Origin of the sequence: Methylobacterium sp. ARG-1 (assembly GCF_001262595.1) — a bacterium.
Taxonomy (GTDB): domain Bacteria; phylum Pseudomonadota; class Alphaproteobacteria; order Rhizobiales; family Beijerinckiaceae; genus Methylobacterium; species Methylobacterium brachiatum.
In genome coordinates, this window is the sequence record NZ_LHCD01000002.1 from 138,405 (window position 1) to 151,014 (window position 12,610).

Genomic DNA, 12,610 nt, shown 5'->3' on the forward strand with positions numbered 1-12,610 from the left:
TCTCGGTTGAGGGCGGAGCCCCCGGGATACCAGGGCTCCACCCTGGACCCGCACAAGGTCCCGGACCTTGTGAATCCGGGACTTTCGGGCAGGCTACTCGGCGCTGGGAGCCAGCATCGTCTCCGGTCGGACCACGCGCTCGAACTCCTCCTCGGTGACGTAGCCGAGGCGCAGCGCCTCCTCCTTGAGGGTCGTGCCGTTCTTGTGCGCGGTCTTGGCGATCTCGGCAGCCTTGTCGTAGCCGATCGAGGGGGCGAGCGCGGTCACCAGCATGAGCGAACGGCTCATCAGGTCGGCGATCTTGTCCTCGTTGGCCTTGATGCCGACCACGCAATTGTCGGTGAAGCTCACCGCCGCGTCGGCGAGCAGCCGGATCGATTGCAGCACCGCGTTGGCGATCACCGGCTTGAACACGTTCAGCTCGAAATTGCCCTGCGAGCCGGCGAAGCTCACCGTGGTCGCGTTGCCGACCACCTGGCAGCACACCATGGTCAGCGCCTCGCACTGGGTCGGGTTGACCTTGCCGGGCATGATCGAGGAGCCCGGCTCGTTCTCGGGCAGCGACAGCTCGCCGAGGCCCGAGCGCGGGCCGGAGCCGAGCAGGCGGATGTCCTGGGCGATCTTGAACAGGCCGGCGGCGAGCGCCGACAGCGCACCCTGCGTGAACACCAGCGCGTCATGGGTCGCGAGCGCCTCGAACTTGTTGGCGGCGCTGGTGAATTCCAGGCCGGTCAGCTCCGCGACCTTGGCGGCGAACTGGTTCGCGAAGTCGGGATGCGCGTTGAGGCCGGTGCCGACCGCGGTGCCGCCCTGGGCGAGCGCAAGCACGCCAGGCAGCGTCGCGGCGACGCGCGAGCCGCCGAGTGCCACCTGGGCGGCGTAGCCGGAGAATTCCTGGCCGAGGGAGACCGGGGTCGCGTCCTGCAGGTGGGTCCGGCCAATCTTGACGATCGATTCGAACGCCTTGGCCTTGGCGTCGAGCGCCGTGTGCAGATGGGTCAGCGCCGGCATCAGCCGGCCGCTGATCTCCCGGGCCACGGCGATGTGCATGGCGGTCGGGAAGGTGTCGTTCGAGGACTGGCCGCGGTTGACGTGGTCGTTCGGGTGGATCGGCGACTTGCCGCCGCGCTTGCCGCCCAGGGCCTCGTTGGCGAGGCTCGCGATCACCTCGTTGGCGTTCATGTTCGACTGCGTACCCGAGCCGGTCTGCCAGACCACGAGCGGGAATTCCTCGTCGTGCTTGCCGGCCACGACCTCGGCGGCCGCGGCCGCGATGGCGTCGGCGAGCTTGGGCTCCAGCGCGCCGAGATCCTTGTTCACCAGGGCGGCGGCCTGCTTCACCAGGCCCAGCGCATGGACCAGCGGCGCCGGCATGCGCTCGGTGCCGATCTTGAAGTTCTGGATCGAGCGCTGGGTCTGCGCCCCCCAGTACCGGTGGGCCGGGACCTCGATCGGCCCGAAGGTGTCGGACTCGGTGCGGGTGGCGGTTCCGGTCTCGGTGGGCGACATCGTGGCCTCTACGTTTGGTGCAGTGCGGTGCCTACTTAAATGAGGCGCGGGTGAATCGCGATGCCGGTTTTCCCCGGCGCCGGACAAGAGCGGGGCTCTGTTCCCGCCGGACAAGGAGCCGATGAGCGCGACGATCGACCGAACCGACCGCGATCTGGCCGAGGGGGCGCCCGCCGCCCGGTTCCGCCCGCCCGTGCCTCGTCCGCTGCACGAGCCGCTGGGCCTGTTCGATTTCCTCCGGGCCGCCCGCAAGAACCCGATCACCACCTGGATGGACGTCCACTTCAAGGAGCCGGTCGTGGCCGCCGAGGGCGCCATGGGCCGGATCACCGTGGTCAGCGACCCGGCGCTGATTCGCTATCTCCTGGTCGAGAATGTCGAGGGCTACCGGAAGGACGACCTGCAGCGGCGCGTGCTGGCGCCGGGCCTGGGCAACGGCCTGCTCAGCGCCGAGGGCGACGAGTGGCGGCTCCAGCGCCGGACCCTCGCGCCGATCTTCAACGCCCGCACGGTCCAGGGCTTTTCCGACGCGATGAACGCCGCCGGGGCCAAACTCGGGCGCCGCCTCGCCCGCCGGGGCGGCAAGCCCGTCGACGTCGCCCTGGAGATGACCCGCGTCACCCTCGACGTGCTGGAGCGGACGATTTTTACCCAGGGGCTACCGGGCGATCCGGACGCTTTGGGGCGCGCCATCACCCGATTCCTGGAGGCCGTGGGGCCGATCGACCCCCTCGACGTGTTCGGGGTGCCCGATTTCGTGCCGCGCATCGGCCGCCTGCGGGCGCGACCGGCCGGCCGGTTCTTCGCCGAGGTGGTCGACGAGCTCATCGCCCGGCGCAAGGCGGCGATGGCGCGCGGCGAGGCGCCCCGCGACCTGCTGACCCTGCTGCTCGCCGCCCAGGATCCCGAGACCGGCAACGGGCTCTCGGACCTCGCGGTCAAGGCTAACATCGTCACGTTCATCGCGGCCGGGCACGAGACCACGGCCAATTCCCTGACCTGGGCGCTCTATTGCCTGTCGCAGGATCCCGCCGCGCAGGCGCGGGTCGAGGCCGAGGTCGACGCGGCGGGGCAGGGCGATTTCGCCGTCGAGCAGCTGCCCTACACGCGGGCGGTGATCGAGGAGGCGATGCGCCTGTTCCCGCCGGTGCCGTTCCTCAGCCGGCAGGCGACCCGGGACGACCGGCTCGGCCGGATCAAGGTGCCGCGCGGCTCCCTGGTGATGGTGGCGCCCTGGGTGCTCCACCGCCATCGGACGCTGTGGCAGGATCCGGAGGCGTTCATGCCGGAGCGCTTCCTGCCGGAGAACCGGGACGCGATCCCGCGCTTCGCCTACCTGCCCTTCGGCGCCGGCCCGCGGGTCTGCATCGGCCAGAGTTTCTCCATCCAGGAGGCGGTGATCGTGCTGGCCCACGTGATCCGGGCGGTGCGCTTCCACCTGCCGCCGGATCACCCGCCGGTCACGCCCCTCCACCGAGTGACGCTCCGACCGGAGCACGGCTTGCGCATGGAGGCGGAGTTGCGGGGCTGAGCGGGTTGACGCGGTCCCCACCGGTTCGCACCTTGTGGACCGGACGGAGCCTCCCTGATGTCCGATACCGCTGCGCCCGCCACGCTGGACTACGCCGAGCAGGTCGCTCGCGTCCTGCGCTCGAACGCCGAGACGGAAACGTTCGTGGCGGAGCAGCGTAAGCTGATCGCGGAGCAGTCGAAGCTTCAGGCCGAGGCCCTGAAGATTGGTCGGGATCGCCTGCTCGCCCCGCTCTCCATCGGCTTCACCGGCATGGCCGCCGCGTTCTTCGGGGCCGGTGCGGCTTTCGTCAAACTGCTCGGCCCGTGACGACCACCCTTTAAGGCGATGGGCGACAGGGATCGTAGAGGTGCTGGTGAGCGCCGTCATCTAGCTCGAAACGCCGGCTTGGCCCCATGAAGCCACGCCGACGACGGACTGGCGCAGGCGCGCCGCGATTTTGAGGTGATCTTTCGGAGGGCGATCAAAGCGCCTCGGCGCCCAGGAACAACTGAGTCGCGATCTGTCCGATCAGATGTCGGATGAGGGACGCGTGTGGGAAAGCCCAGCCGTCGTTGGTGAACACATCCACGGGATGCTGAAGGCTGTTCCGATCGCGAGAATGGCCGTGGCGTTGAAGAACGTCGCGGCGAGCTTCACATCTTCGTTGAAGCGTTTCGCGCGATGCGCGCGCTCCGCCGTCGACAGGACGGCGGCGCGACAGTCTGGTTCACCGATGAATCCCCGGGCCGACGTTTCGGCCCGGCGCGTTCAGCTCTTCTTCCGGAACGCGTCCAGGCTCACGACCTCGGCGCTGCCCTCCTCGCCGTCCTTCTTGGCGGCGGGGCGGGGGGCCTTCTCGTCCGGCTTGGCGCCGGGCTTGTCGCCCTGGGCGGCCGGCGCCGGCAGGACCTTCGGGGCGGCCGAGCCGATCGTGGCGAGCCCGGAGCCCTTCGGCCGGACCTCGCTCGGCTCGGAGCCGGCCCCGCGCGGGCCGGTCTTGGCCGGGGCGGCGTTGGCCTCCTCGGGCACCTCGCCGGCCTCGGTGAGGTCGAACTTCAGGCCGAACTGCACGGAGGGGTCGAAGAAGCCCGACAGGGCGTCGAACGGCACCAGCAGCCGCTCCGGCACGCCCGAGAAGGACAGGCCGACCTCGAAGGTGTGCTCGTTGACGCTGAGATCCCAGAACTGGTGCTGCAGGACGATGGTCATGTCCTGCGGGTATTTCTCGCGCAGGGCCTGCGACATCCGCACGCCGGGCGCCTCCGTCCGGAACGAGACGTAGAAGTGATGGTCCCCCATCAAGCCGTCCCGGGCGGCGTCGGTCAACACCTTGCGGACCACCCCGCGAAGGGCGTCCTGCACCAGGAGATCGTAGCGAATCAGGTCGTCTGCCATCTGCGGTCGCGCTCTAGCCCGGTCTGCGCCCGGCGCCCCGCCGCGGATGGCCGGACCGAGGAAATGAGTGAAGGCTTCTGGTGCCGGGCGCCTTCCTGCCCCGCCTACGCGATGCTAACCGCTAGGACTTGAGACCGATCTTGGAGACCGCTTACGCGGCCACCGCCACCGGAGCAAAGTTGTCGTTGGCAACTCTTGCAGAGGCCCGATAACGGCGGAACCATGCCGAGCGAAAGATCTACCTTTACGCCTTCGTCGATCCTAGCTTCGCCCCCGCCTGAGACCAGTCCAGCTCCGTCGGCCTTGCGGCCATCGGTCCTGGGCTCAGGTGGAGGCGCCGGGTACCGCCCCCGGGTCCGATAGGTTTATTTCGAAGACCGTTTATCGCCATAGCCGGCCTCGCGACCGGCTCCCAAGATATAGAGGGGATCGGTCCGGTTTTGAAGCCCGATCGTGTCGCGCCACTGTCTCAGGGCGAACCTCTTGATGCGGCTGTTGCCGGAAATGCGCAGTCGCGCGGTTCCGCGACCGACGAGTCGGGCCGGCTCGACCGGATCTGGAGGGCGACCTGGCGCCTCGGCGCGCTCGTCGCCCTCGTGCTGGTCTATCTCGGCGCCGCGAGCCTGCTGTCGCTCGCCAGCGTCCGGGTCGGCTTCGACCTCTGGGCCGGGATCGACCCGTTCCTGCCGCCGGAGCGGCGCCCGTTCCTCGGCGCGGTGGACCTCGCCCACCGCGCCTTCGCGGTCGACGCCCTGCGCCAGGTCTACCTCGCCGCCCTGGTGCTCGGCGGGGCGTGGTGGCGCGACCGGGCCGGCTGGCGCCGGCGCCTGGCGCTCGATCGCGAGCGCCCGAACGGGATGCGGCCCGTCGCGCTGCTGGCGCTCCTCTTGGTCTGGCCGGTGCTGCACATCGCCTGGGTCACCGGCACGGCCGAGTTGTTCGGCGCGAGCTTCGGCCGGAAGGTGACGCTGTCGCCGTTCATGAGCCAGAGCGCGGTCGTGGCCTGGCTGCTCTATCTCGCGGTGCTGGCCCCCGTGGCCGAGGAGCTGCTGCTGCGCGGCGAGGCCTTCGCCCGCGCCCGGGACGCGGTCGGGCCCGTCGGCGCGATCCTGGTCACGGCCGTGATCTTCGCCGCCGCCCATGTCTCGTCCTGGGGGCTCGCCCGGCCGGTCTCGCTGCTGCCCCTGGCGCTGGTGCTCGGCTGGCTGCGCTGGCGCACCGGCCGGCTCTGGCCCGGCATCGCCCTGCATGGCTGGTCGAACCTCGCTCTGGTGACCTACGTGCTCTGGCCGACCTGAGCGCGGGACGACGCTCAGGCGTCTTCGTTACCGGTGATGTTGGTGGATAGACGGGACGCGCGCTTGCCCGCGGCCCCTCTCACGCGCAGGACTATCCGATGGACGCCTATCACAGCCTGCTGCGGCGCATCCTCGACGAGGGCGTAGCCAAGGACGATCGGACCGGAACCGGGACCCTCTCGGTATTTGGCCACCAGATGCGCTTCGACTTGTCCGCGGGCTTCCCCCTGGTCACCACGAAGCGGCTGCATCTACGCTCGATCATCCACGAGCTGCTCTGGTTCCTGGCGGGCGACACCAACGTCGCCGCCCTGCGGGCCAACGGCGTGACGATCTGGGACGAGTGGGCGGACGAGCACGGCGATCTCGGCCCGGTCTACGGCAAGCAATGGCGCTCATGGGCCAAGCCCGACGGCGGCAGCGTCGATCAGATCGCGTGGCTGCTCGGCGAGATCCGGCGCAATCCCGATTCCCGTCGCCTGATTGTCTCGGCCTGGAACCCGGCGGATCTTGACCGGATGGCGCTGGCCCCCTGCCATTGCCTGTTCCAGTTCTACGTGAGCGACGGGCGCCTTTCCTGCCAGCTCTACCAGCGCTCGGCCGACGCCTTCCTGGGCGTGCCGTTCAACATCGCCAGCTACGCGCTCCTGACCCACATGATCGCCCAGGTGACCGGGCTCGGGGTCGGCGACTTCGTGCACACGTTCGGCGACGCGCATCTCTACCGGAACCACCTGGAACAGACCCGGACCCTGCTGGACCGGGCGCCGCGCCCGCTGCCGCACTTGCGGCTCAACCCGGAGGTCCGCGACCTCTTCGCCTTCCGGTATGCGGACATCGTCATCGAGAATTACGACCCGCACCCGGCCATCTCGGCCCCGGTGGCGGTATGAGCCCCGCCATCGCGCTGGTCGTGGCTGTCGCCCGCAACGGCGTAATCGGCCGCGACAACGGGCTCGCCTGGCACCTGTCCAGCGACCTGAAGCGGTTCAAGGCGCTGACGATGGGCAAGCCGATGCTGATGGGCCGGCGGACCTGGGCCTCGATCGGACGCCCGCTTCCGGGCCGCCGCACCCTGGTGCTTACCCGCGACCGCGGCTTCCACGCCGAGGGCGCCGAGATCGTCCACGACTGGGACGCTGCCGTCGCGGCCGCGGCCGCACCGGAGCTGATGGTGGTGGGCGGGGCCGAGATCTACGCCCTGGCCCTGCCGCATGCCGACCGGCTCCACCTCACCGAGGTCGAGGCGGAGCCGGAGGGCGACGTGCGCTTTCCCGCCTTCGATCGCGCCGCGTTCCGGGAGACGTTCCGCGAGGCGCACCCGGCCGGTCCGCGCGACGAGCACGCCTTCGCGTTCGTCGATTGGGCGCGCATCCGCTGAGGCGCGCCGCCGCGGTTGTCTTCCGGCCTGTGCGTGCCCACCTGCCAGCCTTGACAGCATGGGGCGCACACCCGCAGGTGCCTGTCGGGCATGCGTTCTCATGGGGCTCCGCGCCTCGCGAGAAGAGACGCCCGCGCAGGCGTTTAGCCGCCAAACCAACCCGCCCGCCCCGCGAGCGGGCCGGTGGGCGGGACTAGGCGGGTGAGCGTGGCCGTTCAGGCAGGGAGACGCAGCCCGGGGAGCACGCTCAGCGTGCGGACCGGGCGCGGGCAGGCAGGAGACGACGGCTAGGATGCTTTGGAGCAATCAGAGCGGCGGTGGCGGCGGCGGCCCGTGGGGTCGGCCCGGCGGCAACGGCGGCGGCCCATGGGGTGGCGGCGGCGGCGGCAAGACCCCGCCCAACCTTGAGGACCTGCTCCGGCGCGGGCAGGACCGCCTGCGCGGTCTGATCCCGGGCGGTGGCAACACCGGCGGTGGCTATGGCGGCGGCAGCCCGAGCGGCATCGGCGGCGGACGCAGCGCCGCGGTGATCGGGGCGCTCGCGGTTGCGGTCTGGCTCGCCACCGGCTTCTACACCGTCTACCCGCGCCAGGTCGGCATCGAGACGATCTTCGGCCGCTACGTCGGCACCAAGGGCGAGGGCCTGCGCTACAACTTCCCCTATCCGATCGGCGGCGTGGTCAAGCCGGATGTCGGCTCCCAGAACTCCATCCAGATCGGCTTCCGCGCCGGCCCCGGCGGCCAGGGCCGCAACCGCGACGTCCCGGACGAGAGCCTGATCCTCACCGGTGACGAGAACATCGTCGATCTCGACTTCGAGGTGCAGTGGCGGATCAACCCGCTCAAGGCCTCCGACTTCGTGTTCAACCTCCAGAACCCCGAGGGCACCATCAAGGCGATCTCCGAGAGCGCGATGCGCGAGGTGATCGGCCGCCGCAACATCCAGGCGATCCTGACCAACGAGCAATCGAGCATCGCCCAGGAGGTCAAGGAGATGGTCCAGAAGGCTCTGGACGAGTACGGCGCCGGCGTGCGCATCGAGGTGGTGCAGCTCGTCTCGGTGAACCCGCCGCCGGAAGTCCGGCCGGCCTTCATCGACGTGAACGCCGCCCAGCAGGACGCCGACACGGCGCAGAACGAGGCCAAGACCTACGCCAGCCGTGAGGTACCGCAGGCTCGGGGCCGGGCGTCGCAGATCTTCCAGCAGGCCGAGGCCTACCGGACAAAGGCGACTGCCGACGCCACCGGTCAGGCCGCGCGCTTCAGCGAGGTCTACGCCTCCTACAAGGCCGCCCCGGCCATCAGCCGCGAGCGGCTCTTCCTGGAGACGATGGAGAAGGTTCTGGGCTCCGTGAACAAGGTGATCATCGACCAGAACGGCGCGCAGCCGGGCTCGGGCACCGCCGCGGCGGGCGTCCTGCCGGTTCTGCCGCTCACCGAGTTCGGCGCCCGCGCCCAGTCCCCGGCCGCCACGGGAGCCGCCCGATGAAACAGGCTCTCCGCACCGGCCTGATCGCCATCGCGGCGATCGTCGCGATCGGGCTCTACGCCTCGATCTTCACCGTCGGCCAGATGCAGCAGGCCCTCGTCCTGCAATTCGGCCGCGTCCGCGCGGTGCTCAACGCCACCGGCGAGGAAAAGCCCGGCCTCTACTTCAAGGTGCCCTTCGTCGAGAACGTCGTGATCTTCGACAAGCGCGTGCTCGACCTCGACCTGCCGGTGCAGACGGTCCTCACCGCCGACCGGCAGAACCTGGAGGTGGACGCCTTCGCGCGCTACCGCATCCTCGATCCGCTGCGCTTCTACCAGGCGGTGGGCAATATCGGGCTCGCCAACCAGCGGCTCGCCAGCTTCACCAATTCCGGCCTGCGCAACGTGCTCGCCCGCTCGACCCGCGACGCCATCGTCAAGACCGAGCGCGGCCAGCTGATGCACCAGATCCAGGAGGACGTGAACCGTCAGGCCAAGGCGCTCGGCATCGAGATCGTCGACCTGCGCATGACCCGGGTCGATCTCCCGGCGCAGAACTCCGCCGCCGTCTACAAGCGGATGAAGACCGAGCGCGAGCGCGAGGCTGCCGACATCCGCGCCAACGGCGACCAGAGCGCCGCCACGATCCGGGCCAAGGCCGACCGCGAGGTCACCGTGATCCTCGCCGAGGCGACGCAGAAATCCGAGCAGCTGCGCGGCCAGGGCGACGCCGAGAAGAACCGGATCCTCGCCGAGGCGTTCAGCAAGGACCCGGACTTCTTCAGCTTCTACCGCTCGATGCAGGCCTACGAGACCGGGCTGAAGGGTTCCGATACGCGGCTGGTGATCAGCCCCAGCTCGGACTTCTTCCGCTACTTCAGCGACCCGCAGGGTCGGGCGACGGCCTCGGCGCCGCGCACGCCCCGCGGGCCCACGGACCCGACCGCCTCCACCGGCGCGACGCGCTGACCGCTGGCGCCCCGGCGCCAGCGGATTACGATGCGAGACAATCCGCGGGCGGCCGATCCCGGTCGGGGGCCCGCGCAACCGGAAACGCGTTCTTGAAGAGGTCGACCATGCACCCCGTCGCGAGCGCCCGCCGGGCGCCCTTCGGCCGCGCGCAGGCGCAGCCCCGTTCCCGCGCCCGCTCCTTCATGGCGGCGATCCTGGTCGGCGCCTCGTTCGCGACCGCGTCCCTGCCGGTTCCGGCCTTCGCCAAGGGCCCAGCCTCCCTCGCGGATCTCGCTGATCAGGTCACCGACGCGGTGGTGAACATCTCCGCCTCCACCACGGTCGAGGCGCGCAACAGCCGCACCATGCCGCAGCTGCCCCCGGGCACGCCCTTCGAGGACCTGTTCGAGGAGTTCTTCAACCGCCGCGGCGGCGGTGGCGGCAAGGGTGGCGAGCGCGGCGACAACGACACGCCCCGCCAGCAGCGCAAGTCGAACTCCCTCGGCTCCGGCTTCATCATCGACGCCTCCGGGATCGTGGTGACCAACAACCACGTCATCGGCGACGCCAACGACATCCAGGTGATCCTGCACGACGGCACCAAGCTGAAGGCCGAGATCATCGGCAAGGATTCGAAGATCGACCTGGCCGTGCTGCGGGTGAAGCCCACCGCCGAGCGCCCGCTGAAGGCGGTGCCGTTCGGCAAGTCCGACACCATGCGCCCGGGAGACTGGGTGATTGCCATCGGCAACCCGTTCGGGCTGGGCGGCTCGGTCTCGGCCGGCATCGTCTCGGCGCGCGGCCGGAACATCGAGTCCGGACCCTACGACAACTACATCCAGACCGACGCGGCCATCAACAAGGGCAATTCCGGCGGCCCGCTGTTCAACATGGACGGCGAGGTGATCGGCATCAACACGGCGATCCTGTCGCCCACCGGCGGCTCGGTGGGCATCGGCTTCGCGGTGCCCTCGGACACGGCCAAGCCCGTGATCGACCAGCTGCGCGACTTCGGCGAGGTCCGCCGCGGCTGGCTCGGCGTGCGCATCCAGAACGTCGACGACGCCACCGCCGAGGCGCTCAACCTCAAGGGCGGTGCCCGCGGCGCCCTGGTGGCCGGCGTCGACGAGAAGGGCCCGGCCAAGACCGCCGGGATCGATGTCGGTGACGTCATCGTGAAGTTCAACGGCGCCCCCGTGAAGGCCTCGGGCGACCTGCCCCGGATCGTCGCCTCGACCCCGGTCGGCCAGAAGGTCGACGTGGTCGTCGTCCGCAAGGGTGAGGAGCTGACCAAGCCGGTCACGCTCGGCCGGCTCGAGGATACCGACAAGCCGCAGCTCGCTAACCTGCGCCAGCCCGAGCCCGAGAGCGCGACCCGTCAGGCGCTCGGGCTCAACCTCTCCGGCATCACCGACGAGCTGCGCAAGAAGTTTGGGATCAAGGACACCGTGAAGGGCGTGGTCGTCACCCGGGTAGATCCGAACTCGACCGCCGCCGACAAGCGGATCCAGCCTGGCGAGGTGATCGTCGAGGTCGGCCAGGAGGCGGTGAACACCCCTGCCGACGTGACCAAGCGGGTCGAGGCGCTCAAGAAGGACGGGCGTAAGTCGGTCCTGCTGCTGGTGGCGAGCGCCACCGGCGACGTGCGCTTCGTGGCGCTTGGGCTGGACTGAGCGGCTTCATCGGACGAACGATTTCGGGCCGCCGCTTCGCCAGGAGCGGCGGCCTCTTACGTTCGGAGCATCCGCATTAACGTAGGGCTGCGGGGCGGCACACTAAAGCGGCGAGTCGGTGCGACTCGGACGATCCTGGACCCATGACTGCCGTCGCCTTCGATACGCTGAAGTTCGCGCGGGCGCTGCGGGATAAGGCGAAGCTGTCGCCGGAGCAGGCGGAGGGCTTGGCCGATGCGCTGGTCGATGTCTTCGACGGAAATCTCGCCACGAAGGCCGATATCCACGACGTGCAGGCGAATATCCAGCTCGTTCGCAGTGAGGTGGAGTCGCTGAAGGTCCAAACCCGGGCCGATATCGAGGCGCTGCGGCTTACGACCAAAGCCGATGTCGAAGCTGTCGAGGGCGCCATCGCCGCCGCGAAGGTCGAGACGGTGCGCTGGCTCGTCGGCGCGATCGGCTTTCAGACGCTGGCCGTGCTGGGCGTCGTGGTGGCTCTGACCCGGACTCTGCACTGAGCGCTCACCCCACGAACTCCGCCGCCGCGTAGCCCTGGAGATAGAGGAGCGCGGTGAGGTCGCCGTGCTCGACGCGGACCTGCGCCGCGGCTGCCACTGCGGGCTTGGCCCGGAACGCCACGCCGAGGCCGGCCTCAGCCAGCATGTCGAGGTCGTTGGCGCCATCGCCCACCGCGAGCGTGTCCGCCGGGTCGAGGCCGAGCGTTTCGCGGAGCTCGATCAGCGTGGCACGCTTCTCTGCCTTGCCGACGATCGGATCCTCCACGGTGCCGTCAAGACGGCCGTCCGCCACGCCCAGCACGTTGGACCGGTGCTCGTGGAAACCGACCATCCCGGCGATCGGGCCGGTGAACAGGGTGAAGCCCCCGGAGACCAGGCAGGTCCGGGCGCCGTGCGCGCGCATCGTCCGCACCAACGTCGGCCCGCCCGGGGTGAGGCTGAGCTGATCGACGATCAGCCTGTCCACCGCCGTCACGGGAATATCCTTGAGGAGCGCCACGCGCTCGCGCAGGGCCGGCTCGAACGCGATCTCGCCGCGCATCGCCCGCTCGGTGATCGCCGCGACATGGTCCTTGAGGCCCAGCGTCCCGGCGAGTTCGTCGATGCATTCCTGCTCGATCATGGTCGAATCCATGTCAGCCAGGAACAGCCGCTTGCGCCGATGCGCGTCGGCCGGCAGCACGGCGAGGTCGATTGGCTCGCCGGACAGCGCGGTCCGCAGCCGCTCCGTCATCGCACCCGCGTCAGCGGGATCGCCCGGCACCAGGATCTCGGCGGCGACCTCCCCGTGCAGGATCCGGGGCGGGTGCTCCGTCCCGAGCACGGCGCACGCCTCGGCCAGCACCGCACCGGTGATGGACGGCCGAGCCGGGTTTGCTATCAGGACCGCGACCAGCATCGTG

The 12,610-nt window shown here is 69.9% G+C and carries 12 protein-coding genes and 1 other RNA gene; 9 read left to right on the forward strand and 4 right to left on the reverse strand.

What is annotated here, in order from left to right:
- Positions 1 to 93: 93 nt before the first annotated feature.
- A complete protein-coding gene (gene fumC / locus AKJ13_RS02455) occupies positions 94 to 1,509 on the reverse strand; it encodes a class II fumarate hydratase (protein WP_050731918.1) in 1,416 nt (471 codons plus the stop codon).
- Between the two features lie 121 nt (positions 1,510 to 1,630).
- On the opposite strand from fumC, the gene AKJ13_RS02460 reads away from it, so the two are divergent.
- Together AKJ13_RS02460 and AKJ13_RS02465 are read left to right on the forward strand one after the other, a co-directional pair.
- The gene (locus AKJ13_RS02460) at positions 1,631 to 3,040 is read left to right on the forward strand and encodes a cytochrome P450 (protein WP_050731919.1); all 1,410 of its coding nucleotides are present in this window, start codon (positions 1,631 to 1,633) and stop codon (positions 3,038 to 3,040) included.
- Positions 3,041 to 3,097: 57 nt separating this feature from the next.
- Positions 3,098 to 3,349: a hypothetical protein gene (locus AKJ13_RS02465; protein WP_050731920.1), complete on the forward strand. Its 252-nt coding sequence runs from the start codon at positions 3,098 to 3,100 to the stop codon at positions 3,347 to 3,349.
- A 441-nt stretch (positions 3,350 to 3,790) separates the two neighbouring features.
- On the opposite strand, the gene AKJ13_RS02470 is transcribed toward AKJ13_RS02465, so the two are convergent.
- Positions 3,791 to 4,417 carry a ClpXP protease specificity-enhancing factor SspB gene (locus AKJ13_RS02470; RefSeq protein ID WP_007567598.1) on the reverse strand — a complete coding sequence of 209 codons (627 nt, stop codon included), beginning with the start codon at positions 4,415 to 4,417 and terminating at the stop codon, positions 3,791 to 3,793.
- A 66-nt stretch (positions 4,418 to 4,483) separates the two neighbouring features.
- Positions 4,484 to 4,866: a transfer-messenger RNA gene (ssrA, locus tag AKJ13_RS29970) on the reverse strand.
- Between ssrA and AKJ13_RS02475 the strand changes: the two genes are divergently transcribed.
- The 7 genes from AKJ13_RS02475 (at position 4,858) to AKJ13_RS02505 (ending at position 11,708) form a co-directional block, all read left to right on the forward strand.
- Entirely contained in the window at positions 4,858 to 5,715 is an 858-nt protein-coding gene (locus AKJ13_RS02475) for a CPBP family intramembrane glutamic endopeptidase (RefSeq protein ID WP_050731921.1), read from the forward strand. The genes ssrA and AKJ13_RS02475 overlap by 9 nt on opposite strands.
- Before the next feature lie 98 nt (positions 5,716 to 5,813).
- The gene (locus tag AKJ13_RS02480; protein WP_050731922.1) at positions 5,814 to 6,608 is read left to right on the forward strand and encodes a thymidylate synthase; all 795 of its coding nucleotides are present in this window, start codon (positions 5,814 to 5,816) and stop codon (positions 6,606 to 6,608) included.
- Positions 6,605 to 7,096 (forward strand): dihydrofolate reductase, encoded by a 492-nt coding sequence (locus AKJ13_RS02485; protein WP_007567595.1) that lies wholly within the window; start codon positions 6,605 to 6,607, stop codon positions 7,094 to 7,096. The genes AKJ13_RS02480 and AKJ13_RS02485 overlap by 4 nt, the downstream gene beginning before the upstream one ends.
- 292 nt (positions 7,097 to 7,388) lie before the next feature.
- A complete protein-coding gene (gene hflK / locus AKJ13_RS02490; RefSeq protein ID WP_050731923.1) occupies positions 7,389 to 8,585 on the forward strand; it encodes an FtsH protease activity modulator HflK in 1,197 nt (398 codons plus the stop codon).
- On the forward strand, positions 8,582 to 9,535 hold the full coding sequence (gene hflC, locus AKJ13_RS02495) for a protease modulator HflC (RefSeq protein WP_007567593.1): 954 nt from the start codon (positions 8,582 to 8,584) through the stop codon (positions 9,533 to 9,535). The genes hflK and hflC overlap by 4 nt, the downstream gene beginning before the upstream one ends.
- Before the next feature lie 107 nt (positions 9,536 to 9,642).
- A complete protein-coding gene (locus AKJ13_RS02500; RefSeq protein WP_050731924.1) occupies positions 9,643 to 11,190 on the forward strand; it encodes a Do family serine endopeptidase in 1,548 nt (515 codons plus the stop codon).
- 143 nt (positions 11,191 to 11,333) lie between these two features.
- Positions 11,334 to 11,708 (forward strand): hypothetical protein, encoded by a 375-nt coding sequence (locus AKJ13_RS02505; RefSeq protein WP_050731925.1) that lies wholly within the window; start codon positions 11,334 to 11,336, stop codon positions 11,706 to 11,708.
- A 4-nt stretch (positions 11,709 to 11,712) separates the two neighbouring features.
- On the opposite strand, the gene serB is transcribed toward AKJ13_RS02505, so the two are convergent.
- Entirely contained in the window at positions 11,713 to 12,606 is an 894-nt protein-coding gene (serB, locus tag AKJ13_RS02510; protein WP_050731926.1) for a phosphoserine phosphatase SerB, read from the reverse strand.
- Positions 12,607 to 12,610 lie beyond the last annotated feature (4 nt).

Excerpts from the sequence above, each read along its gene's own strand:
- AKJ13_RS02460 (WP_050731919.1), top strand. The coding sequence starts at position 1,631 with ATGAGCGCGACGATCGACCGAACCGACCGCGATCTGGCCGAGGGGGCG.
- AKJ13_RS02480 (WP_050731922.1), top strand. The coding sequence starts at position 5,814 with ATGGACGCCTATCACAGCCTGCTGCGGCGCATCCTCGACGAGGGCGTA.
- hflC (WP_007567593.1), top strand. The coding sequence starts at position 8,582 with ATGAAACAGGCTCTCCGCACCGGCCTGATCGCCATCGCGGCGATCGTC.
- fumC (WP_050731918.1), bottom strand. The coding sequence starts at position 1,509 with ATGTCGCCCACCGAGACCGGAACCGCCACCCGCACCGAGTCCGACACC.
- AKJ13_RS02470 (WP_007567598.1), bottom strand. The coding sequence starts at position 4,417 with ATGGCAGACGACCTGATTCGCTACGATCTCCTGGTGCAGGACGCCCTT.
- hflK (WP_050731923.1), top strand. The coding sequence starts at position 7,389 with ATGCTTTGGAGCAATCAGAGCGGCGGTGGCGGCGGCGGCCCGTGGGGT.
- AKJ13_RS02500 (WP_050731924.1), top strand. The coding sequence starts at position 9,643 with ATGCACCCCGTCGCGAGCGCCCGCCGGGCGCCCTTCGGCCGCGCGCAG.
- AKJ13_RS02485 (WP_007567595.1), top strand. The coding sequence starts at position 6,605 with ATGAGCCCCGCCATCGCGCTGGTCGTGGCTGTCGCCCGCAACGGCGTA.
- AKJ13_RS02505 (WP_050731925.1), top strand. The coding sequence starts at position 11,334 with ATGACTGCCGTCGCCTTCGATACGCTGAAGTTCGCGCGGGCGCTGCGG.
- serB (WP_050731926.1), bottom strand. The coding sequence starts at position 12,606 with ATGCTGGTCGCGGTCCTGATAGCAAACCCGGCTCGGCCGTCCATCACC.
- AKJ13_RS02465 (WP_050731920.1), top strand. The coding sequence starts at position 3,098 with ATGTCCGATACCGCTGCGCCCGCCACGCTGGACTACGCCGAGCAGGTC.